At 45.6% G+C, this 23741-nt stretch carries 17 protein-coding genes; 3 read left to right on the forward strand and 14 right to left on the reverse strand.

The annotated features are described in order from the left end of the window. The first annotated feature begins 16 nt into the window (after positions 1-16). Positions 17-1654: an eicosapentaenoate synthase subunit PfaD gene (pfaD, locus tag ACED45_RS07245; RefSeq protein ID WP_371713633.1), complete on the forward strand. Its 1638-nt coding sequence runs from the start codon at positions 17-19 to the stop codon at positions 1652-1654. A gap of 107 nt (positions 1655-1761) precedes the next feature. Here pfaD and hflX read toward each other — a convergent pair whose 3' ends face one another. The 11 genes from hflX to prmB all read right to left on the reverse strand — a co-directional run bounded on the left by hflX (position 1762) and on the right by prmB (position 15142). Then, positions 1762-3129, reverse strand: coding sequence for a GTPase HflX (gene hflX / locus ACED45_RS07250; RefSeq protein ID WP_371713634.1), 1368 nt, complete (start codon positions 3127-3129; stop codon positions 1762-1764). Between the two features lie 235 nt (positions 3130-3364). Continuing rightward, a complete protein-coding gene (locus ACED45_RS07255; protein ID WP_371713647.1) occupies positions 3365-4504 on the reverse strand; it encodes a S8 family serine peptidase in 1140 nt (379 codons plus the stop codon). A 140-nt stretch (positions 4505-4644) separates the two neighbouring features. Then, the gene (locus tag ACED45_RS07260) at positions 4645-5757 is read right to left on the reverse strand and encodes an ABC transporter ATP-binding protein (protein WP_060983551.1); all 1113 of its coding nucleotides are present in this window, start codon (positions 5755-5757) and stop codon (positions 4645-4647) included. 6 nt (positions 5758-5763) lie between these two features. Then, positions 5764-6621: a carbohydrate ABC transporter permease gene (locus ACED45_RS07265; protein WP_239717622.1), complete on the reverse strand. Its 858-nt coding sequence runs from the start codon at positions 6619-6621 to the stop codon at positions 5764-5766. After that, positions 6618-7556: a carbohydrate ABC transporter permease gene (locus ACED45_RS07270; RefSeq protein WP_009848503.1), complete on the reverse strand. Its 939-nt coding sequence runs from the start codon at positions 7554-7556 to the stop codon at positions 6618-6620. Before ACED45_RS07270 ends, ACED45_RS07265 begins: the two co-directional genes overlap by 4 nt. A gap of 144 nt (positions 7557-7700) precedes the next feature. Continuing rightward, on the reverse strand, positions 7701-8948 hold the full coding sequence (locus ACED45_RS07275; protein ID WP_371713635.1) for an ABC transporter substrate-binding protein: 1248 nt from the start codon (positions 8946-8948) through the stop codon (positions 7701-7703). 111 nt (positions 8949-9059) lie between these two features. Next, positions 9060-10505, reverse strand: a complete 1446-nt coding sequence (locus tag ACED45_RS07280; protein WP_371713636.1) for an ATP-binding protein — start codon at positions 10503-10505, stop codon at positions 9060-9062. A gap of 13 nt (positions 10506-10518) precedes the next feature. Next, positions 10519-11247, reverse strand: coding sequence for a response regulator (locus ACED45_RS07285; protein WP_371713637.1), 729 nt, complete (start codon positions 11245-11247; stop codon positions 10519-10521). A gap of 158 nt (positions 11248-11405) precedes the next feature. Next, positions 11406-12863 (reverse strand): protein adenylyltransferase SelO, encoded by a 1458-nt coding sequence (locus ACED45_RS07290; RefSeq protein ID WP_371713638.1) that lies wholly within the window; start codon positions 12861-12863, stop codon positions 11406-11408. Between the two features lie 478 nt (positions 12864-13341). After that, entirely contained in the window at positions 13342-13983 is a 642-nt protein-coding gene (locus tag ACED45_RS07295) for a LysE family translocator (RefSeq protein ID WP_371713639.1), read from the reverse strand. A 226-nt stretch (positions 13984-14209) separates the two neighbouring features. Beyond that, positions 14210-15142 carry a 50S ribosomal protein L3 N(5)-glutamine methyltransferase gene (gene prmB, locus ACED45_RS07300; RefSeq protein WP_371713640.1) on the reverse strand — a complete coding sequence of 311 codons (933 nt, stop codon included), beginning with the start codon at positions 15140-15142 and terminating at the stop codon, positions 14210-14212. A gap of 62 nt (positions 15143-15204) precedes the next feature. Between prmB and smrB the strand changes: the two genes are divergently transcribed. Continuing rightward, entirely contained in the window at positions 15205-15735 is a 531-nt protein-coding gene (smrB, locus tag ACED45_RS07305) for an endonuclease SmrB (protein WP_048661493.1), read from the forward strand. A gap of 108 nt (positions 15736-15843) precedes the next feature. Here smrB and sixA read toward each other — a convergent pair whose 3' ends face one another. Beyond that, positions 15844-16308 (reverse strand): phosphohistidine phosphatase SixA, encoded by a 465-nt coding sequence (gene sixA / locus ACED45_RS07310; RefSeq protein WP_019824826.1) that lies wholly within the window; start codon positions 16306-16308, stop codon positions 15844-15846. Between the two features lie 305 nt (positions 16309-16613). Here sixA and ACED45_RS07315 point away from each other — a divergent pair, with 305 nt between their 5' ends. Then, positions 16614-19391 (forward strand): insulinase family protein, encoded by a 2778-nt coding sequence (locus ACED45_RS07315; protein ID WP_371713641.1) that lies wholly within the window; start codon positions 16614-16616, stop codon positions 19389-19391. 303 nt (positions 19392-19694) lie between these two features. Here ACED45_RS07315 and fadJ read toward each other — a convergent pair whose 3' ends face one another. Together fadJ and fadI are read right to left on the reverse strand one after the other, a co-directional pair. After that, positions 19695-21911, reverse strand: a complete 2217-nt coding sequence (gene fadJ / locus ACED45_RS07320) for a fatty acid oxidation complex subunit alpha FadJ (protein ID WP_371713642.1) — start codon at positions 21909-21911, stop codon at positions 19695-19697. After that, positions 21911-23218 (reverse strand): acetyl-CoA C-acyltransferase FadI, encoded by a 1308-nt coding sequence (gene fadI, locus ACED45_RS07325; protein ID WP_017060645.1) that lies wholly within the window; start codon positions 23216-23218, stop codon positions 21911-21913. The genes fadJ and fadI overlap by 1 nt, the downstream gene beginning before the upstream one ends. Positions 23219-23741 lie beyond the last annotated feature (523 nt).

Genomic DNA, 23741 nt, shown 5'->3' on the forward strand with positions numbered 1-23741 from the left:
TAGGAAAGAATTTAGTATGACAACTCAAACTACAATCAATAACGAAAAGCTATCTCCGTGGCCTTGGCAGATCGAAGAGAACACAACGCGTTTCGATAGCGCGGCAATGTCGACAATCTTGAAAGATCTAAGCCTTGCTTGTTACGTAGTGAACCACCCAGAAAAAGGTTTAGGCGTTAGCCAACAAGCAGAGATTGCATCGGGTGATTCAGCAAGCTCAGCAAACAGCCAACCTGTTAGCGCCTTTGCTCCAGCTCTTGGTACGCAAAGCCTAGGCGACGAAGATTTTCGTCGCTGTCATGGCGTTAAATACGCTTACTATGCAGGCGCAATGGCAAACGGCATTTCATCTGAAGAGTTGGTGATTGCGCTTGGTCAAGCTGGCATTCTTTGTTCATTTGGCGCGGCGGGCTTAATCCCGTCTCGTGTTGAGCAAGCGATCAACCGCATTCAAGCTGCACTACCAAACGGTCCTTACGCGTTTAACCTGATTCACAGCCCAAGCGAACCTGCGCTAGAACGCGGCAGTGTTGAGCTGTTTTTGAAGCACAAGGTAAAAACCGTTGAGGCTTCTGCCTTCTTAGGTTTAACACCGCAAATCGTTCATTACCGTGCTGCAGGTCTTAGCCGCGATGCACAAGGCAAGATACAGATTGGCAACAAGGTTATTGCTAAGGTGAGCCGTACTGAAGTCGCAAGTAAATTCATGCAGCCTGCTCCTGTAAAAATGCTGCAAGCTCTGGTTGATGAAGGCCGAATCACAGCAGAACAGATGGAACTGGCACAACTGGTTCCTATGGCTGATGACATTACTGCAGAGGCCGATTCTGGTGGTCACACCGATAATCGTCCGCTAGTAACCCTGTTACCAACGATTCTGGCACTGAAAGAGCAAATCCAAGCTCAGTACCAATTCAAAACACCGCTACGTGTCGGTTGTGGTGGTGGCGTAGGTACGCCTGACGCTGCTCTAGCAACGTTTAACATGGGTGCGGCATACATTGTTACTGGTTCAATCAACCAAGCGTGTGTTGAGGCCGGCGCGAGCGAACACACACGTAAGCTGCTTTCGACAACCGAAATGGCTGACGTGACTATGGCTCCGGCGGCAGACATGTTCGAAATGGGCGTGAAGCTGCAAGTGGTTAAGCGCGGTACCTTATTCCCAATGCGTGCGAACAAGCTGTACGAGATCTACACACGTTACGACTCGATTGAAGCGATTCCAGTTGAAGAGCGTCAAAAGCTAGAGAAGCAAGTATTCCGTTCAACACTGGATGATATTTGGGCTGGTACTGTGGCGCACTTTAACGAGCGCGACCCTAAACAGATCGAACGTGCTGAAGGCAACCCGAAACGTAAAATGGCGTTGATTTTCCGCTGGTACTTGGGTCTTTCTAGCCGTTGGTCAAACACAGGCGAACAAGGCCGTGAAATGGATTATCAAGTATGGGCAGGCCCTGCACTTGGCGCATTCAACGCATGGGCAAAAGACAGCTACCTAGATGATTACCAACAACGTAATGCAGTAGACCTAGCCAAGCACCTGATGCACGGTGCGGCTTACTTAGCACGTGTTAACCTACTGACTTCGCAAGGTATCAAGCTTGAACCAGAACTGGCACGCTGGAAGCCAACTCAAAGAATGGCGTAAGTGACTCATTAGTCAGCTAAACTAAAATTAGCTAGGCTCCAAAAACGAAAAAAGCGACCACTTAGGTCGCTTTTCTTTTGGTCATTCTTCTTAAGCTAGCTAAAAGATTAAGATTTCTGCATACGCTTTTTCAAGCGTGCCAAATCAATCGCGCTTGAGCGAACGGTCAATTTAATACACTCGTAGTCGTACTCTTCTTTTACCACACTCATGTTTGAGCGAATCTCACCAATTATGCCTTGGCCAGAATAAGGGATAGTGATCTCTTCTTCGATCATGCCTTCTTCAGCAACACCAACGATGTACTTGTGCAGTTTAGTGATATCTAACGGATCACGAGTCGACGTTAGCATCGCATCTGGGAATTCTTCGATCAGCTCTAACTGCTGTTCTTCCGTCAATCTATCGCACTTATTCAGCACCAATAGTTTTTCGCTACCTTCAACGCCCACTTGTGCCAATACGTCGTGTACCACATCAAGTTGTGCGCGGAATGAAACGTCAGAAGCATCAACGACATAAAGCAGCAATGAAGCATCATGCGCTTCTGCTAGCGTAGAGTGGAACGAAGCAACCAAATCGTGTGGCAGTTTCTTGATGAAACCTACTGTATCTGAAACCAGAATACGCGGCTGAGTAATTGGTTGAAGCGCACGAACCGTGGTGTCTAGCGTTGCGAACAGTTTATCTTCACCCACCACTTCGGTTGCGGTCATTGCACGCATCATCGAAGACTTACCGGCATTGGTGTAGCCAACTAAAGCAACAGTGAAAAGCTCCGCGCGCCTTGTGCGTCGGGTCTTCATTTCATCTTGTACGCTTACTAGCTCACGCTTAAGCGCAGCAATTTGGTCACGTACGTTACGACGGTCTAGCTCTAGTGAAGTTTCACCAGCGCCCTGACCCATCTGGCGCTCTTTGTCACCCTCAGCCGTTTCACGAAGTCGTGGCACTAAATAGTTTAGACGAGCGATATCAACTTGCAGACGAGCAGTACGAGTACGAGCGTGGCGACTGAAGATCTCAATGATGATGCCTGTACGGTCAAAAACTTCGACACCTAGGTGAGATTCGACATTACGCAGTTGAGACGGGCTCAAATCACAGTCGAATACCACAACATCAGCAGCGCCGTATTGAAAGTCGCCCGTTGGAAGATCATCAAAATCTAGCTCGTCGATTTCTGAATCAAACAGACCAGATTCATCAAGGAAGTCTTCATCTTCTGCTTCTTCAATCGAACCTTGGTAGCCGGTTAGGTGTGCAATTTCCGCAAGCTTACCAGCACCCAACACGTTTTGTCGTTGAGTTGAACTGTGGTGCTGCGATTGAGTACCGACCACTTTAAACCCTAGGGTTGTTACTAAGCGAGCAAGTTCGGCAAGAGACTCTTTTGCTTCGTCACCTTTGAAGTCCGGTGTCGTAATAGAAATAAGTAAAGCGTTACTAGCTGAGGGTTTTGCTGTTAGTTTCATGTATTCTTCTGTTTATGCACCAAAGTGCAACCTAGTATTTGATCTAAAGTTGAGTTGATCCTACGCGTTTCTACGTCAGCTTTATATAGCCACATCACACTAAATATCAGCTTTGATGATAATTAACTGTCTACTCGATGATTATTCACAATAAAAAACGACCCATCAGGTCGCTTTTTATTGCCTACAACGGCATTTGTTACACCTACTTAAACTATCAACACTGTCAAACGAATTAATTACTCACTGCAATAGGGTCAGGAGATCCATCGGGATCATTATTCACGGCTCCATCCAAAGAGAATGAGCCTCCGGTGGCTAATAGTACTCCACAAAAGTGAGGAGCCGCCATTGAGGTACCATTGTAAGAAACTGTTCCTCCTCCGGCTTTGGTCGATAACACATCAACTCCCGGTTGAGCGTAATCTACATCAGAACCATAATTGGAAAAGTAAGCGAAGTTATCACTAGTTTCACCAAATGCGGAGATAGTAAATATATTCGTGCCGTTGGTGCTAGCAGGCGTAAAACCACTGGCATCCTGGCCTGAATTACCCGCTGCAATTGAGAAAAATATCCCTTTTGCTGCCGCTGTTTTAATTGCACTATCCAAGGCTGCCGAATATCCCGAGCCTCCCAAGCTCATATTGGCACAGTCACCAGAGGCGCCATAGCGTGCAACATGATCAACACCTGCAATCACACCAGACATTGAACCACTACCACTGTTATCTAACACTCGTACGGGAATGACCTGTACACCGGGGGCAACGCCAACGACATCAAAACCGTCATCATAAGCCCCAATGGTACCTGCTACATGCGTACCGTGCCCATTACCATCATTAGTATTATTTTTCTTACCGCGAGTAAAATTTGCCCCTCGGGATTTATTTACATTTAAATCTGGGTGGTCGCTGTCAATACCCGAGTCTATCACCCAAGCAACGACGGAGGCACCACTCATATCACCAGTACCACCGTTAACTCTGGTGATCCCCCAAGGGATCTGTTGTGGGTCTCGCTCAACACTATCTCCGCCTCGATTAGGTTTGCCCCCTCGAGGTAAAGCGTGCATGACGATATCAGGCTCAATATAATCAATCTCGGGGAACTTATTTTTAAGACCTTTGAGAGCTTGCTCTGGGACCTTAAGAGAAAATCCTTTCAAGGCGTGGCTATATTGATGCCCCACCACACCGTGTCCTTTGGCAACTTCACGCGCGATATCATTCGCCCGAGATTCCGATACACTCTCTTTTAAAACAACAATATAACTGTCTCTCAAATCATGATTAACAACAGCAGATACAGGAAAGGAAAGAAGAGCAAGTAACATTGCTCCTGCAAACATTTGGACTCTCATTACAGATATCCTTCTTCCAAAAATTAATACCTCATAAAGCATAGTCGTTACTGAGCTTTTTATCATCAACATAACAATTAGTCTGTCCTGATACAAAAACACCCCATCCAACGATGAGGTGTTTGGTAAAACTAACTTGCTAGCAACACTTAGAAATCAATTCTCGCTTCTGTCTGAGCATCAAAGAATACCGCCTTTGATAAGTCAAAATGCAGTGGTGCCATTTGACCAACCGATACCTCAAATTCCGGTGACAAACGACACGCGACTTCTTGGTCATTCACTTTGACCATTGCAATAGTATCTGGCCCTGTCGGTTCCAATACCTCCAGTTGTAAGTCTAGCTTCGTGGTTGCCGACACATCATCACCTTCTTGCTCAGTAATGTGTTCAGGACGCAACCCAATCACCAACTCTTTGCCATCTTGGTCGCGCATACTCTGTGGCAAACGAATGTGGTGTTCTTGATCTGCCGTGCCAACCACCTTGATAATCGGATTCTGTTCCTCATCCAAATCCACCATGGTTTTAATGAAGTTCATTGACGGTGACCCCATAAAGCCAGCCACAAACATGTTATTTGGCTTAGTGTAGATCTCTTGTGGTGTGCCAAGTTGCTGCAGTTCACCATCTTTCATTACTGCGATGCGATCCGCTAGTGTCATTGCTTCGATCTGATCATGGGTTACATAAACAATCGTGGTGTTGAGCTTCTGGTGCAGACGTTTAATCTGATGACGCATCTCAACACGTAGCTTGGCATCCAAGTTAGAAAGCGGCTCATCAAACAGATACAGCTTCGGACGACGAGCCAGAGCGCGGCCCATCGCGACACGTTGACGCTGGCCACCAGAAAGCTGCGATGGTTTACGATCAAGTAACTGTTCGATTTGCAGCATTTCAGCAACTCGATTGACTTCAGCATCGATCTCTTCCTGAGGCATCTTACGAATCTTCAAACCGAAAGCGATATTGCCGCGTACCGTCATGTTTGGATAAAGTGCGTATGATTGGAATACCATCGCGATGTCGCGGTCTTTAGGTTCAACCTGCGCCACGTCAACACCATCAATCACAATCTCACCTGAGCTAATATTCTCTAGCCCAGCGATGGTGTTCATTAGGGTGGATTTTCCACACCCCGAAGGGCCGACAAGTATCAAAAATTCCCCCGAATCGATACTGATGTCGATGCCCTTTAACGTTTCGTTGTCCGCGTTGCGATAGGTTTTACGGATCTGTTTTAAATCTAATGTTGCCATGAGTAATTATCCTTTTACTGATCCTGCCGTTAGGCCACGAACAAAATATTTTCCTGCGAAGACGTACACCAACAGTGTTGGTAGTGCGGCGATAATCGCGGCAGCCATGTCGACGTTATATTCTTTAACGCCAGTGCTGGTGTTGACTAGGTTGTTTAATGCCACGGTGATCGGCTGAGTTTCTGAACCTGAGTAAACCACCCCGAACAAGAAATCATTCCAGATTGCGGTGAACTGCCAGATCACCGTCACCATGATGATTGGCGTTGAGATCGGTAATAAGATCTTGAAGAAGATGGTAAAGAAACCTGCACCATCAAGTTTTGCCGCTTTGATCAATTCATCAGGAATCGAAATATAGAAGTTACGGAAAAACAGAGTGGTAAACGCCATGCCATAGATAACGTGCACAATCACCAAGCCAATCGTGGTGTTCGCTAACCCCATCTTGCCAAGCATGGTTGCCATTGGCAGCAGCACTACTTGGAATGGAATGAAGCAGCCAAAGAGCAACAAGCTAAAGAACAGGTTTGAGCCTCTAAATTGCCATTTCGTTACCACATAGCCATTGAATGCACCCAACAATGTTGAAATCGCTACCGCAGGAATCACCATTTGGAACGAGTTCCAGAAGTAGCCTTTAATGCCTTCGCACTTCACACCAGTACAAGCGGTGTCCCACGCTTTATACCAAGCATCAAACACCCACTCTTTTGGCAAGCTCATCAAGTTACCCGCCTTGATATCAGGCAGAGTTTTGAATGAAGTGAGCGCCATTACGAACAATGGCATTAGATACACTAAACAGAAGAAAAGCAGTGCTGAATAGATAAACATTCGAGCAAAATTGATGTTATTCATCATGACTTTTTCTCCCTAAGTTCAGAGTAAAGGTAAGGCACTAGAATCGCTAAAATACCGGCAAGCATCATCATGGCACTGGCAGCACCAAGACCAATTTGCCCACGTGTAAATGAGTGTGCGTACATGAATAGCGCAGGAAGATCCGATGAATAACCCGGGCCACCCGCTGTCATTGCGGTCACAAGGTCAAAGCTCTTAATCGCAATGTGTGACGTGATGATCACCGCGCTGAAAACCACAGGGCGCAAGCAAGGTAGAATGATTTTGAGATAGATGGTAGGTAAGCTTGCACCGTCAATTTGAGCTGCTTTGATGATTGATGAATCGATACCACGCAGACCCGCTAAGAACATCGCCATCACGAAGCCTGAAGACTGCCACAGTGCCGCGATAACTAAGGTATACACCGACATTTCCGAGTCGACTAACCAATCAAATTTGAAGTCAGTAAATCCCCAATCTTGCATCAACTTTTCAATGCCAAGACCCGGATTAAGAATCCATTTCCACGCCGTACCTGTCACGATGAATGACAACGCCATTGGGTACAGATAGATAGTACGAATTGCCCCTTCTTGGCGGATATTCTGGTCAAGCAATACCGCTAAACCAACACCAAGCAAGATGGCAATAGCCATGAATAGAAAGCCAAACACACCGAGGTTGGTGATTGAGGTGATCCAGCGATCGTTATCCATCAGCTTTTCATATTGGGTTAACCCAACGAAGTTAAAGCTCGGCAGAAATCGAGAGTTAGTGAACGACAACGCTGCCGTCCAAAAAATGTAGCCGTAGATACACACCACGGTCACTAACGCGGTCGGCGCCAGTACAATTTTAGGTAACCAATGTTGCAACCTGTCAGCAAAACTCGGTTTCGGTGCAGGCTGGCTCCTTGTCGGTTTTGGAGTCGACTCAGTCAAAACATGCTCCATAACTTATCCTTGTTGCACAATCGAGCCAATGGCTTACCTCTCGGCACCACATCAGCATCACGCATATCAGAATTGGGAGTGAAGAGCAGATAGGCTCCCTACGAGCCTACCCACCCTGGGGGTTTGGTGTTAAACCAATTGAGATTAGATAGCCGCTTTCACTGCTTTTGCTAACTTAGCTGCCGCTTGTTTCGGATCGGCATCTTTCTCATTGAAGAAGTTGGTCACTACGTCATAGATCGCGCCTTGAGCGTAGCTTGTTGTCGCTAGGCCGTGAGCCATACTCGGAACAAGATCGCCAGATTCAGCACTCGCTTTGAAGGTTGACATTGAGTCCAACGCACATTGGTCAAACTTAGACATGTCCATATCTAGACGTACAGGGATAGAACCTTTGTTAAGGTTGAAGACTTCTTGGAAATCTTTAGTAAGAATGGTTTTCGCTAGATCTTGCTGCGCTTTTTGGTTCTCTTTATCGCTTAACTCAAAGAACGCAAAGCTATCGATGTTGAAGGTAAATTGGCCGTCAGTACCCGGAGCTGGGGCACAGATGTAATCTTTACCCGGCACTTTACCTGCCGCAGTAAACTCACCTTTCGCCCAGTCACCCATGATTTGCATCGCGGCTTCGCCATTGATAACCATTGAAGTTGCGACGTTCCAATCACGACCTGGCGAGTTGCTGTCGATGTAGTCACGCATCTTTTTGAACTTGGTGAACACTTCCACCATCTTGTCGCCCGATAATACGTCCATATCAAGATCAACGAACGCTTTGTTGTAATCTTCACTGCCTAGTACATCGAGAGCCACCGCTTCGAATACGGTTGCGTCTTGCCAAGGTTGACCACCGTGAGCCAGTGGAATGAAGCCAGCCGCTTTAATCTTGTCTGCAGCAACGAAGAACTCATCTAACGTAGTTGGAACCGTCACGCCTGATTTTTCTAAAACAACAGGGTTCGCCCATAGCCAGTTAACACGGTGAACGTTGACAGGAACCGCCACATATTCGCCGTCCCACTTCATGACTTTGGTTACCACCTCTGGCAGTAACTCATCCCATTGTTCTTGTTTAGCAGTCACATCGAGAGACGTTAGAAAACCTAAACCACCCCACTCTTGAATATCATGACCTTTAATCTGTGCCGCAGATGGAGGATTGCCCGATACTGCTCGAGTTTTCAAAACAGTCATCGCACTTTCACCGCCGCCACCAGCAACAGCAAAATCTTTCCAAGTATGGCCTTGTTCTTCAATCATCTCTTTCAGTACCGCTGCGGATTTCGCTTCGCCACCGGCAGTCCACCAGTGAAGCACTTCCACTTCACCAGCTTGAGAAAATGTTGAGGCAGCAAGAAGAGATAGAGTAAGTAGGGTTTTATTGATTTTCATTATTATCTTCCATGTTTTAGCGGACTCGACGTCCGGTTCAATAAAGAGTCTACTTATTCTGATTGATAAGATTGAAACAAAAGGTAAGCCGCATGTAACACAATTGTTACATTACACTTCTAGGCCTGTGGGGATATAGACTTTGGCTTCTAAGCCGCCTTGAGAGGAGTTGCGAATAATGAGATCTCCGCCGTGTCCGTGCAGGATATTTCGGCAGATCCCGAGGCCAAGTCCGTGTCCTTGGTCGTCGGTTGCAAGCCTAAAGTAAGGTTCAAAGACCATCTCTAGTTTGTCTTCTGGAATGCCATTACCACGGTCTTGAATAGTCACGACCACCCAAAGTTCATCACCACTAACTTCCACTACGGCAGATGAACCATATTTCACTGCGTTGTCGATTAAGTTGGTCAGTACACGCTTAATCGCCAGTGGTTTCGCGACCAATGGCTCAATGACGACCGGCTCGAACTCTACCTTTGTCTGATATTGATTATGAGATTCAATCACAGAGAGCACCATTTCATTGAGGTCAATAATGGCATTATTCTCGTGTAGGTCGGTGTCTCTTACGGCTTGTAACGCACCTTTGACCATCATTTCTAGCTCGTCCAAGTCTTTATTGAACTTATCTTTCTTTACTTCACTCTCCAACAATTCAGCCCGCAATCTAAGACGTGTTATTGGTGTCTTTAAGTCATGAGAAATAGCTGAGAAGAGGTGTTCTCTATCGGCCACATAGCGACGGATGCGCTGCTGCATGCGATTAAAAGCCCGAGTCGCTGTGACCAGTTCAGTTGCCCCTTCTTCGTTAAGCGGAGGCTGCTGAATATCCATGCTCATCTCATTAGCAGCTCTTGCTAACTTTTTAAGCGGGCGTACTTGGCGGCGAATCATTAAGTAGGTCAACACCAATAGAATGAGTGTTGAAGAGAGCAAGAAGATCACCTGTTCACGGCCAAGAATAGTGTCATCCAGTTTTACGTAAGGTGCAGGCAACAGTGCGGCAATGTACACCCATTCATGACTGGCTAATTCAATCTGCACAACCATAATAGGCGGATTAAGAGGTTCTAAGGTTAATGTGTGATGGGCCCACGATCGAGGGAGATCACTTAAGTAGATGTCGTTTTTAAGTAATCGAAGGTGCTCTGGACGAGAAAAATCGACGCGTACCGATTCCACTTTATTGAGCTTGCTACTCAACACACTTTCTATGGCTTCTATCGAGGCCGTTTTCAAGCGGGTATCGGGGATCGGTTCAACAATCAAAGCCTCTTTATTAAAAGAGACGAAGAAACGCGTCCCGCCCATATTTCGAATTTGGTCTAATACGATATGACGATATTTAACGGGCAGAGACTGGAAGAAAGTCACCGTTGAAGCAAACATGTTCGCCATACTCGATGAAGCAGAACGAATCCCTTCCAGTTCTTTGTGTTTGGATTCGCTGTACCAAATAGAGGTTGCGATACCTTGAGCAATGACCACCGCCAACAAGGTTAATAACAAGGTTCGAGCAACCAAGGAATTTGGCTTTAAACTTCTCAACCACTTCATACGGACTTCTTACTCAGTGCTCATAATGCACAGGCACAGCCAGAATGTAGCCGTTGCCGCGCATGGTTTTGATGTAGTGAGGATATTTACCACTGTCACCCAATCGACTTCTCAGGCGACTAAGCTGCACATCAATACCACGTTCAAAAGGCAGCGCTTCACGGCCTCTGGTGGCGAAAGAGATGGTATCTCGGTCTAACACTTCATTAGGGCGAGTTAGGAATAGCATTAACAGTGAGAAATCACTGCCCGACAAGTCCATCTCTTCTGAGCTTTCATTGTGGGAAATTCGATGCGCTAACGTATCGAGCGTCCAGTCACCAAAAATGATCTGCTTTGGCAGTGCATCATTGGGTTTGTCCTCCACCACTTGAACACGGCGTAACAAGGCTTTGATACGCGCCATTAACTGGCGAGGGCTAAACGGCTTAGCGATGTAGTCATCAGCACCAATTTCTAAGCCGATGATCTGGTCGGTTTCATCCGATACCGCAGTCAGCATGATGATAGGCACATTCGATTGTTTGCGGACTCGCTGACACAAGGTAAAACCGTCGTCACCGGGTAGCATCACATCGAGCAGAATCAGGTCGGGATAACCTTGCCTTTGCAGGTGGGTTTCTAATTCAACACCGTCTCCAACCGAAGAGACATCGAAACCCGATTTAGTGAGGTACTCTTCCAGCAGCTCACGGATTTCTTGATCATCATCCACCACGAGAATTCGAGTATTTGTTGGCATCGCCCAAACCTATTAAATTTACAACTTATTCACATAGTGTATAGGCTGGCCGATTATTTGATTATTGACATGTTTGTAAAGTTAGACGAACAAACAGATAAAGATCACATCTTAGTGACCTCTACCTGTACTTAGCGACTCAAAGAATCATGAGGGGGTTAAGAAGAACAGCTGATCTCCATCGCTTTGCCCCACTCAGGCGGCAAGGCAGCAAGATGTTCGTAGTCAGGATGTTCCGCATAAGGGTCTGCCAGCACCACCATAAGTGCATCAATATCGCTGCTATCACCGCGCTCAGCTTTATCTATCGCAAGCTGGGCTAGGTAGTTTCTGAGGATGTATTTCGGGTTTACTTGTCTCATCTTTTCACAGCGCTCGGCCACTGAACTCTCTTCCAATTCACAGCGTTGCAAGTAGTTATCCAACCATAGCTTTGCTGCATCTCGGTCGATAATCAAATCAATCACTTCCTGCGCAGGCAAGGTATCTAGGTTCGACAGTGTTCTAAAGAACCTTGGATAATCGACTTTGTTTTGCGACATTAACTCGAACATTGATTCAAACAAGCGGCTGTCACCTTCTTGTTTGGAAAGTAGTCCAAGCTTTCTGCGCATCAGCTGACTAAAGTAACCATTCATTTGCGGTTCGTACTGCTCAAGTGCCGCTTCTAAATCAACCCTCTCCACCAGCGGTGACAACGAGTGTGCCAATGCAGATAAGTTCCACATACCAATTCTAGGTTGTTGATTGAACGCGTAACGACCTTGGTAATCCGAATGGTTACAGATCAAACGAGGGTCATATTCATCAAGGAAAGCGAACGGGCCGTAATCGAAAGTTTGTCCGATGATCGACATGTTATCCGTATTCATCACCCCGTGAGCAAAACCATTCGCTTGCCACAACGCAATCATCTCTGCGGTACGATCAACGATTTGATTAAACATGGCTGCGTATGGCTTTTCTTCTTCAAGACACTCAGGGAAGTGCCATTCGATGACTTTATCAGCCAGTAACTTATGCTCAGCTAATTGATTGGTATAAAAAAGATGTTCAAAGTGGCCAAATCGAATGTGAGATTCTGCAGCACGCACCAGTAATGCGCCCCACTCTTGTTTCTCTCGGTAAACAGGCGTGTCGCTGGTCATCATGGCTAATGCACGTGTGGTTGGGATATTAAGCCCTGCCATTGCTTCGCTACACAGATACTCACGCACAGTTGAACGAATAACCGCACGGCCATCGCCCATGCGAGAATAGGGGGTTTTACCTGCACCTTTAAGGTGTAAGTCGAACGTTTCACCGCTTTTCGCGACAACTTGAGCTAATAACAGCCCTCTTCCATCACCTAAATCAGGGTTATAAGAGCCAAACTGATGGCCTGCGTATTTCATTGCTACTGGCGAGAATTGCTCAGGTTCAACATTGCCGGATAACGTCTCAAGCAATTCCTCTGAGGCATCCTCAAATAACGGAAAGCCGAGTTCATTCGCAAGGTTATGGTTCCATGCGAGCCATTGAACATTGTTTAGCGGTGTAGGTTGAATTGGGGTATAGAACAGTCGAGGTAATGCAGTAAATCGATTGTTAAATGAAATAGAATCCCAGACAGACATGAGAGGCACACTGTAGATAAAAGATGATTAAAGATTATCACAGTTTGATAACAACTTCAGATGAGGTTACGTGATGAACTTATGAGAGAAAATTGCTTAGCTGTTTACGAAGATAAAAAGCTAAGTGGCTAGCCTGATGAGAAAAGCCACATTTATAAGATAAAGAGTTCTGACTTTGAAAACTTTTTGAAAAGTGTATTCATAATAAAAACTGAAAATATAGAGCCAAAAAATAGGCTACATTAGAGCAAGAATACCCAGAAGAGAAAGGGTAGAGAAAATCCAAGTACGACTGATTACGCCAAAATTACTGTGTTGAATCATTTCTTGATGCTGCATATGTCTCTCCTCGAGAACGTGATGGTGTAACACCAATATATCGACTTTGTACCGATATCAGCAAGCACATTAATATTAACCTTTTATGACAACATCAAGAATATTCTGTAATCATTCATCTCTCTGACAAAACAGAAAGTTATGCTCGACTGGTCGTCGAAAGCAGTGCGCCAGCTCCAATAAAAACGCCTCCAGTGATACGATTAAAAGTCTTAGCTCGGCCTTTTGCAAACAACCAGTTTGACGACTTCGCGCCCAAGTAGGCATACACCAGTAACCAAGACAATTCCATCACCGCGAAGGTCAAAGCAAACACGGAAAACTGTGGAAGTAGAGCGATCGATGGGTCAATAAACTGAGGGAAAAGTGCGGTAAAAAACAGGATAGCTTTGGGATTACTCGCGCCAACAATAAAGCCACTTAGATAATGCTGCGCAGCACTTTCTTTAACAGATTTAGAATCGGCTTGTTGACTGGATAGATTGTCGTAATCTTGCTGGTTAGAGCGTAAAGACTTCCAGCCAAGGTAGATAAGATACGCAGCGCCTGTCCATTTAATGACATTAAACACCACTTCCGATGAGGCAATGATCACCCCTAAGCCGGTGAACGATAACGTTAAGATTCCGGTGATCGCCGTTAAGCTGCCCAGTGCAGTAAATATTGATAATTTAAAGCCCGATTGCACACCTTTGGTCATACACAATAAAGAACTTGGGCCCGGCGATGCCGTTAAAATCAGTACTGCCAACAAATAATAAATCCATGTATCAAAGCTCATCGCGAATTCTCCTTAACTCACTAAATCGGCTAAACATTAGTCACCAATATGTAATAGCTATGCATATTAGGCAACTAAATATTGAACATTATTTATTCTGCGTTGATTACTTAATCCCAAAATGGCGGCAATAAAAAACGCCATGCATTGCTGCATGGCGTTTAAATTAAAACGTTTCAAATAGAACGTCTTACCAAGTACGAAGCTAAAAACTAGCCGTTATTAACTAGTCTTTGTAGATAGAGAACTCATCAGCACAAGCAACGAGCTGTTCGCGAGTGATCATGAATACGCCGTGACCACCGTTAGAGAATTCAATCCAAGTGAATGGAATCTCAGGGTACTGATCCATCATGTGAACCATTGAGTTACCTACTTCACAGATAAGAATACCGTCGTCAGTTAGGTAGTCTGGTGCGTTAGCTAGGATACGGCGAACCAATTTCAGACCATCTGTACCCGCAGCTAAGCCAAGTTCTGGTTCATGAGTAAACTCATCCGGCAGGCTATTCATATCTTCTTCGTCCACATAAGGCGGGTTAGATACGATCAGGTTGTATTTCTCTTTTGGCAGGTCACGGAAAAGATCTGAACGGATTGGGAACACTTGTTGCTCCATGCCGTGATCTTGAACGTTCTGTTCTGCAACTTGCAGTGCGTCTGTAGAGATATCAATCGCATCTACTTCAGCATCTGGGAATGCGTGAGCACAAGCAATAGCAATACAACCACTACCCGTACACATATCCATGATGCGAGCTGGTTCTTCAGTTAACCAAGGTTGGAATTGAGCTTCGATCAGCTCACCAATTGGAGAACGAGGTACGAGAACACGCTCATCAACGAAGAACTCAAGACCACAGAACCAAGCTTTGTTGGTTAGGTAAGCCGTTGGTGTACGATCATTAATACGCTTAATTACGCGCTCAACAATACGCAGACGCTCGCTGCTCGTTAGACGAGAGTTCATCACATGCGAAGGAACATCAATCGGCAGATAAAGAGTAGGTAAGATAAGTTGTACTGCCTCATCCCACGCGTTATCAGTGCCGTGACCATAAAATAGGCCCGCTGCGTTAAAGCGGCTAACAGTCCAACGAATCACATCTTGAAGCGTGTGTAGTTCTGATACCGCTTCTTCTACAAAAATCTTATCCAAAATTGTCTCCGAAAAGCGCTACAATACTGCTAATTACGTTTCTAATTAGAATTCATAACCTGATGAGCAAAAAAGACACCGACTTCGATGACGATTTCGCCCTGTTCAACGATGCAGTAAAGGGCGTTAAAAAGTTGCAACAGGATACCATAGTCCAGCAGCCAAAAAGAAATGCCAAGCAAAAAGAAATTACTCGAACGGCAAGACAAGCCAGTGATAGCGAGTTTTATTTCTCGGATGAGTTCATTCCACACCTTAGCGAAGAGGGTCCGACACGCTATGCGCGTGATGATGTCTCGAAATATGAGGTAAAGCGCCTACGTCGCGGTGTCTACGTTCCTGATGTGTATCTCGATATGCATGGTATGACTCAACAAGAAGCCAAACGTGAACTTGGCGCTATGATTGCGCACTGCGTAAAAGAGAGCGTGGCGTGTGCCTGTGTTCAGCATGGTATCGGTAAACACATCCTTAAACAGAAAGTGCCGTTGTGGTTAGCACAACACCCTGATGTGATGGCTTTTCACCAAGCGCCATTAGAATTTGGCGGTAACGGTGCGTTGTTGGTACTGCTTTCGATTCCTGAGAAGTAATGCTGGCTTGCGAATCGCTCCATCACCAAAAACAAAAAAGGGCATCTCAAATCATTGAGATGCCCTTTTCACTTTAGTATTCCAATTGAAAGGTTGTCTTCACTTTCACTATGGATTGATGTTCCAAAGTAACTCACCTTTTTGTGTCTCAAGATTGAAGTCGATACACGCTAAGCCCGAAGTGGGAAACATAGGCGGTGCCATGCCCGTTGCAAACTCTGCTGTTAGGTAGCCCACTAGAGGTAAATGAGAAACAAATAAAATGGTCTCTAGTTTTTCTACTTCAGCCATTGCTAAGGTCAAATCAAACACATCGTCGGACATACCATAAGGCGTAATATCATCACAGGTTTCGACTTTCTTTCCAGAAAATGCCTGAGATATCTCTAACCACGTTTCTTGTGCCCTTAAATATGGACTCACCAGCACTTTATCGAATTGACTAATCCCCTGCTCATTTGCAGCTTGTGCCACTGCAAGAGAAGCCATTTTCCCGCGCTTGGTCAACGCTCGTTCTGCATCCGAATCCGCAAAATGTTCTGCTTCACCGTGGCGCATAATGAATATTTTCATGTTCAATCCTGTCTTCGTAACATGTCGAAAGTCGATATATCCCATATATCAGCGAAACGCTACTTAGGTTTGGCTCTCAATCCAGAGAAACCGCAGTCAATATAAATAATTATATCAAGTCACTTGCCAAAGAGTTCGACTTTCTTAACAATCTTGTTAAAAGAAAATAAATTACTGATAAAAATCGATAAAAGTGATTTAGAAATCGCCAAAAAGCACTTCATATCCCAAAATATGATTACAAGGTTTGCACGCCGAATCATCGGGTACATAATTTAAAAACCACCTTCTCTGGAGATGCTCCTGTGCACTTAAGCCCAAATGATGAACATCAATACCGCTACATAACCTTAAATAACGGGTTACGTGTACTGTTAGTTCAGGACCAAAATGCTCAAAAAGCAGCAGCCGCATTAGCCGTCAATGTGGGGCATTTTGATGACCCTACAGACCGAGAGGGTTTAGCTCACTACTTAGAGCATATGCTATTTTTAGGAACTGAAAAGTATCCAAAGGTCGGAGAGTTCCAAAGTTTTATCAGCCAGCATGGCGGCAGCAACAATGCTTGGACAGGAACAGAGCACACCTGCTTCTTTTTTGATGTTGAATTGAATGCGTTTGAAACCGCACTCGATCGCTTCAGCCAATTTTTTACCGCTCCGCTGTTCAACGAAGAGGCATTAGATAAAGAACGTCAAGCCGTTGATTCCGAATATAAGATGAAACTCAACGACGATTCGCGACGCTTGTACCAAGTTACCAAAGAACTGGTGAATCACAATCACCCATTCTCGAAGTTTTCTGTCGGTAATATCGATACGTTGGGCGACAGAAACGGCGAGACGATTCGACAAGAGATTTTAACTTTCCACCAGCAACAATATTCTGCAGACCTGATGACGCTGACTCTGTCTGGCAATCAATCCTTAGATGAGATGCAAGGCTGGGTTGAGGATCGCTTTAGCTCGATTACCAATCACAACCTGCAAGGCAAGAAGGTTGAAGTACCGATTATCGGCGAGTTAAGCACGGGCGTTCAAGTCCGTATTGAGCCGATTAAAGAAGTGCGAAAACTTATCTTAACCTTCCCGATGCCAAGCATGGACGAACACTACGGTGTTAAACCACTGTCATTCTTCGCACACCTATTGGGTTACGAAGGAGAAGGTAGCTTGATGATGCAACTCAAAGAGAAAGGTTGGATAACATCCCTCTCTGCGGGTGGTGGGGCGAGCGGCAGTAACTACCGTGATTTCACGGTCAGCTGCTCATTGACCATCGAAGGTTTAACCAAAACCGATAACATCATCCAAGCGATATTTCAGTACATCAAATTAGTAGAACAACAAGGCATAGAAGAGTGGCGTTACCTAGAAAAACGTGCCGTTTTAGAGTCAGCTTTCCGCTTTCAAGAGCCAGCAAAGCCGCTTGATGTCGTCAGCCACCTTGTTATCAACATGCAACACTACCAAGAACAAGATGTAGTGTATGGCGATTACAAAATGTCGCATTTCGATGACGAATTACAACGTTCTTTGCTTCCTTATTTAAACGTCGACAATATGCGTGCAACCATTGTTGCTCAAGGTTTCGAGTATGACAGAGAAGCAAAATGGTATTTTACGCCCTACTCAGTCACGCCTTTTAGCGCAGAACAAGTTCAATGCTTTACGTGCATTAACCCCGGTTGGCAGTTTGAGCTCCCAAGTAAGAACCCATTTATTTGCTACGATCTAGACCCAACTGAGCTCGAAGGTGATGCTAAATACCCACAACTTTTAGAAGAGCTCGACGGCTTTAAGCTATGGCACCTGCAAGACCAGCAATTTCGAGTACCTAAAGGTGTGGTATATGTCGCTATCGACAGCCCGCACTCAGTCGCCAGCCCGAGAAATATCGTAAAAACACGCTTGTGTGTAGAGATGTTCCTAGACTCTCTGGAAAAAGACACCTATCAGGCTGAAATCGCCGGTATGGGTTACAACATGTATACCCATCAAGGCGGGGTAACTCTCACTCTGTCTGGATTTAGCGAGAAACAGCCACAACTACTCAATATGATTCTTGAACGCTTCCAAGCACGCGACTTTAGTCCAGCACGCTTCGAAACGATTAAGCATCAATTACTCAGAAACTGGAATAACGCGTCGCAAGATCGCCCTATTTCACAGCTGTTTAATGCGATGACTGGGATACTTCAGCCAAATAATCCGCCCTATTCGGTGTTAATTGAAGCTCTGGAAACGATAGAAGTCGATGAGCTCTCTTCTTTCGTTCAAGCAATCTTAGCGGAACTGCATGTTGAGATGTTTGTGTATGGCGACTGGAAGAAAGCCGATGCACACAAAATGGCAGAAACGCTAAAAGATGCACTGCGCGTTCAAGATCAGGCTTACGAAGAGTCGCTGCGTCCGCTAATTATGCTGGGTGAAAACGGCAGCTTCCAACGTGAGGTGGTGTGCAACCAAGATGATTCGGCAATCGTTGTTTATTACCAGTGCCCGGATATCTCGCCTAAAAACATTGCGCTGTATTCACTGGCAAACCACTTAATGTCAGCCACTTTCTTCCATGAGATACGAACCAAGCAGCAGCTAGGTTACATGGTCGGCACAGGCAACATGCCGCTCAACCGACACCCAGGTATTGTGTTGTATGTACAATCACCTAATGCTGCTCCAGCAGACTTATTAACCTCGATAGACGAGTTTCTCAACGCCTTTTATATGGTGTTGTTAGAGCTTAACGACTACCAATGGCACAGCAGTAAACGCGGCCTCTGGAATCAGATTTCGACACCAGATACGACTTTGCGAGGGCGAGCTCAGCGCTTATGGGTTGCGATAGGCAATAAGGATGTTGAGTTCAACCAGAGAGAGCGCGTATTGGAAGACCTTAAGGGGTTAACTCGCTCAGACATGATGCGTTTTGTGGTTAGCCAGCTAAAACCACGCACCGCAAATCGCCTGATTATGCATGCTCACGGTAATGCTCATAATGAGGAAGAGAAGCTGTCAGCAGGTGTTGAAATTGGCTCTATTGATGAGTTTCAGTTACGCCCGAAAGATACTGAGCTAGGCTGATAAAGCTGGAATGAAAATCATAAGGTTGATGTGAAAGCATCAACCTTTTTTATTGGATGCAGCCCAAAAGCAGATCTCCTATTACGCTCCTTCGTCGCTTTAGGAGATGACGGTAGTTTTGATTGACGTGTGTTTGACCACCTTTCTAATCAACGCAATAACTTACTTTTTATCTCTCAATCATCATTCCCGAGAAGGAGGAACGACTGAGTCGGGAATCTCATTCCTTTCACACTCGTTCATAAAACAGAAAAGCCCGCATCAATTGCTTGATACGGGCTTCTTAATCAATGAGTTAGAGAGTTACTTGTAGAAAGACTCACCCAATCCAGCACGTGTCAGTAGGCCATCACATGGCGCGAAACGATCACCGTACTTCTTAGCGAAATCGTTCATCATCTCAACCAGTGACTTAATGCCGATTTGATCCATATAACGGAACGGACCACCTAGGAATGGCGGGAAACCGATACCGAAAATCGCACCGATATCACCATCACGAGGGCTGCGGATAATGCCGTCGTCTAGACAACGAACCGCTTCGTTTAGCATAGGTAACACACAGCGCATCGCGATATCGTTATCGCTCAACTTAGGATCTGGTTGCAGCTTAAGCAGCTTGTAAACTGACTTATCCACTTCCTTCTTCTTGCCTTTGTAAGTGTAGAAACCTTTACCACTCTTGCGGCCTTTACGATTGTCATTCAAAAGAATATCGAACACATCAGGACCTTGGAAACGATCGCCAAGCTCATTCACTAAAATCGGAATGATCTTCGCACCGATATCAACACCCACCTCATCTAATAAAGTGATAGGACCAACCGGGAAACCGAAGTCCAATAACGTGCTGTCGAGCTTTTCAATCGGCTCGTTCGCTAGCAGTAAATGCGCTGCTTCGTTCATGTACGGAGCAAGAATACGGTTCACATAAAAACCAGCCGTGTCTTTCACAACAATCGGCGTTTTACCTTGCTTCTTCGCTAATGCAACAACCGTAGAAATCGTCTCTTCTGACGTAGTTTCATGAGGGATAACTTCTACTAGCGGCATTTTTTCGGCTGGGCTGAAGTAGTGAAGACCGACCACGTTTTCTGGTCGCTGCGCCTTCTCCGCAATCTTATGGATCGGCAATGAAGACGTATTCGTCGCGAAAATAGTCTCTGGCTTGGCATTGGCTTCGATGTCCTCAACCATTGACTGCTTAAGGTCGAGGTCTTCAAATACCGCTTCAATCACCACATCGGTGTGATTAAAGCTCGTAAAGTCGATACCACCAGACAGTTGAAGCATCTTACTTTCAAGGCCCGCTCGGCTCAGAATGCGACGCTTACGCTGCTTATCGAACAACTTGAAGTTGTAGTTAAGCGCGTTCAGTACACCTTCATTTGATACGTCTTTAATGCGTACAGGCACTTTCGCCTTAGCAACACTGACATGGCTGATGCCTGCGCCCATAAGGCCGCCACCCAGTACACCAACACGCTTAACTGCCTTTGGATCTGCGTCTGCGCCATGTTCTTTTTTCATTTCGGTGGTTGCAAAGAAAATCGAACGAAGGGCTTTTGACTCAGAGGTCATCACTAGTTCAGAGAAACGCTTCGCTTCGTACTGAAGACCTTTTTCAAAGCCGTTCTCTAGGCCATAACGAATCACATCAAGAATCGCATCAGCTGCAGGGTAATTACCACGCGTTTTCTGATTGGTCTTCTTGGAAGCTTGCTCAAAAATCACCTTGCGACCAAGACCCGTGCGTGAAATAAGTTTCTCTTTGGTAGAAGCTTGGCTTTTAGACGCCAGACGCTTACCTTTTTTGCTACCCGTATTCTTTTCAACAAAACTTTTCGCTACTTCAAGTAAGATAGTTTCAGGCACACAAGCATCCACGACACCGAGCGATTTTGCTTTCTTAGCGCGCAGTTGTTTCCCCGTAAGAATAAGGTCGAGAGATGACAACAAACCGATAAGGCGAGGCAGACGCTGTGTACCACCAGAGCCCGGCAATAAGCCTAACTGTACTTCTGGCAGACCAAGACGAGTCTTATCTGAATCGGTACATACACGGTAATCACACGCCAGTGCAAGCTCTAAACCACCACCTAAACATGGGCCGTGAATCGCTGCGACTACTGGGTACGGTAGTTCAGAAAGCGTTTGGAACATCTCCTGCCCTTGGCGAGCCAGAGACTGTGCTTCGTCAGCCGTTTTACACGCATCAAGCATTCTTACATCAGCACCAGCGATAAAGTTATCTGGCTTAAGAGAATGAACGATTAGGCCCTTAACTCGGCTTTGCTTTTCTTTGAGTTGCTCGAAGATGGCTTTCATTTCTTCAGCAAAAGCCGCTTGCAGCGTGTTCATTTTCTCGTTTGGTACATCAATCGCTAACCAAGCAATATCTTGCTCATCGATATTGAGAGTAAATGCTGTCGCTTTCTTTTTGGTTGATTCAGTCGCAGAGGTTGAATCTGGTTGAGCGACTGTTTCTTTTTCTGTTGTTGCATCAAGAGTCGTAGACATTATTCTACCTCCAAGATCATTGCTGCACCTAAACCACCAGCCGCACAAGCTGTGTTCAATGCCAAGCCGCCACCGCGACGTTTCAGTTCACGTAATGTTTGAGTCATCATGCGCGCGCCAGTCGCTGCAAACGGATGTCCGTAAGCAATCGAGCTACCCAGCACGTTGAACTTCTCCATATCAATCTCACCGATCGCTTTGTCGCGGCCAAGATTCTTCTGTGCAAACTCATCGCTCGCGAACATTTTAACGTTAGCCAAAACTTGGGCAGCGAATGCTTCATGCATCTCGATCAGTGTAAGGTCTGACAACTCTAAACCGGTGTTCTTTAATACTTGTGAGGTCGCGTAAGTCGGGCCCATCAACATATCTGTTTCAACACCAATCGCTGAGAACGCATAACCACGAATATAACCAAGCACTTCTAAGCCTAGTTCTTTCGCTTTACCTTCGCGCATCAACATCACTGCTGCACCGCCATCAGTCAGTGGCGTAGCATTGGCTGCCGTTACACTGCCGTACTTTCTATCAAAAGCAGGACGTAGCTTGGCGTATCCTTCAACCGTTGAGTCGTGGCGAATGTTGTTGTCTTCCGCTAGATACTTTTTGTAAGGTGCCGGGAATGCCGTCATCACTTCGTCTTTAATCTTGCCTTCTTTCCATGCCTGAGAAGCCAAAGAGTGAGAACGGTGAGCAAGTGCATCTTGAGCTTCGCGAGTAATACCATGCGTCTTAGCCATTTGCTCAGCCGTTTGTCCCATGGATAAACCGGTCGAGTATTCAGCAACTGCAGGTGGTACTGGCATCAAATCTTTTACGGAAAGTGTTTTAAGAATTTTCAGCTTTTGACCCATAGTTTTCGTTTTACTCAGCGCTAATAGATTTGCCGCTAACTTTTTCGAAACACCGATAGGCAATACAGAAGAAGAGTCCGCACCGCCCGCAATACCGATATCAATCGTGCCAGCCATAATGCTTTCGGTCACGTTAACTGCCGCTTGGAAGCTGGTCGCACATGCTCGTGTGACACTGTAGGCATCGGTATTGATGTTCATGCCTGTGCCCAACACGATTTCACGCGCAATGTTCGGCGCTTCTGGCATTTGCACTACTTGGCCGAACACAACTTGTTCGATAAGCGCAGGATCGACATCCGTTCTTGCAAGCATTTCGCTCACAACCATTTTGCCTAGGTCAACCGCAGGCACTTGGCTAAATTCTGTGCTCTGACGAGCAAATGGGGTTCGTAATCCAGCGACAACGGCAACACGTTCTCCAGAACGCGTTTTGACTTCCTGTTTGCCCATGGTTTCTCCTTAAAGTTAAGAGGTCTGACCTGAAGCATTGTAAAGAAGTTGTTAATTAAATCAAACGAGCGTTTAAATAAACGTGATACGAGTATCTCACTGTTTGAAAATATAACTGCGCATTCAGGCGAACCTTTTTGGGGGAAAGGTTGTCGTAAGAGACTAAACTATTGTAAGCAAAGACTGTTATCGCTGTGTAGGGAATGGTTTTCTTGAGGCAAAAAAAAACCACACAAAGCTGTGTGGTCGGAATGTATATAAAGCAATTAACTTAGCGCCAATTGAAATAATCAGTTTCCTGATTAGGAGAAAGTAAAGTCAGCCTTCAAAAGGAAGTGTCGTCTTGCTCAACATGCTAGCCACGAATGACTAACTAGACGACAAGGTGTACTATAACGGGTTCGAGGCCTTAGATTTTGAAGTAGATCAATTTTAATGTGATTTTACGATTTCCTGCCGATCGTTAGCTCTAAAAATATAAAAACGAAGCACAACGTATAGAGGACAGCTATACGCAGAGCAA

It is taken from the genome of Vibrio crassostreae (assembly GCF_041439375.1).
In the GTDB taxonomy this organism is placed as follows: domain Bacteria; phylum Pseudomonadota; class Gammaproteobacteria; order Enterobacterales; family Vibrionaceae; genus Vibrio; species Vibrio crassostreae_D.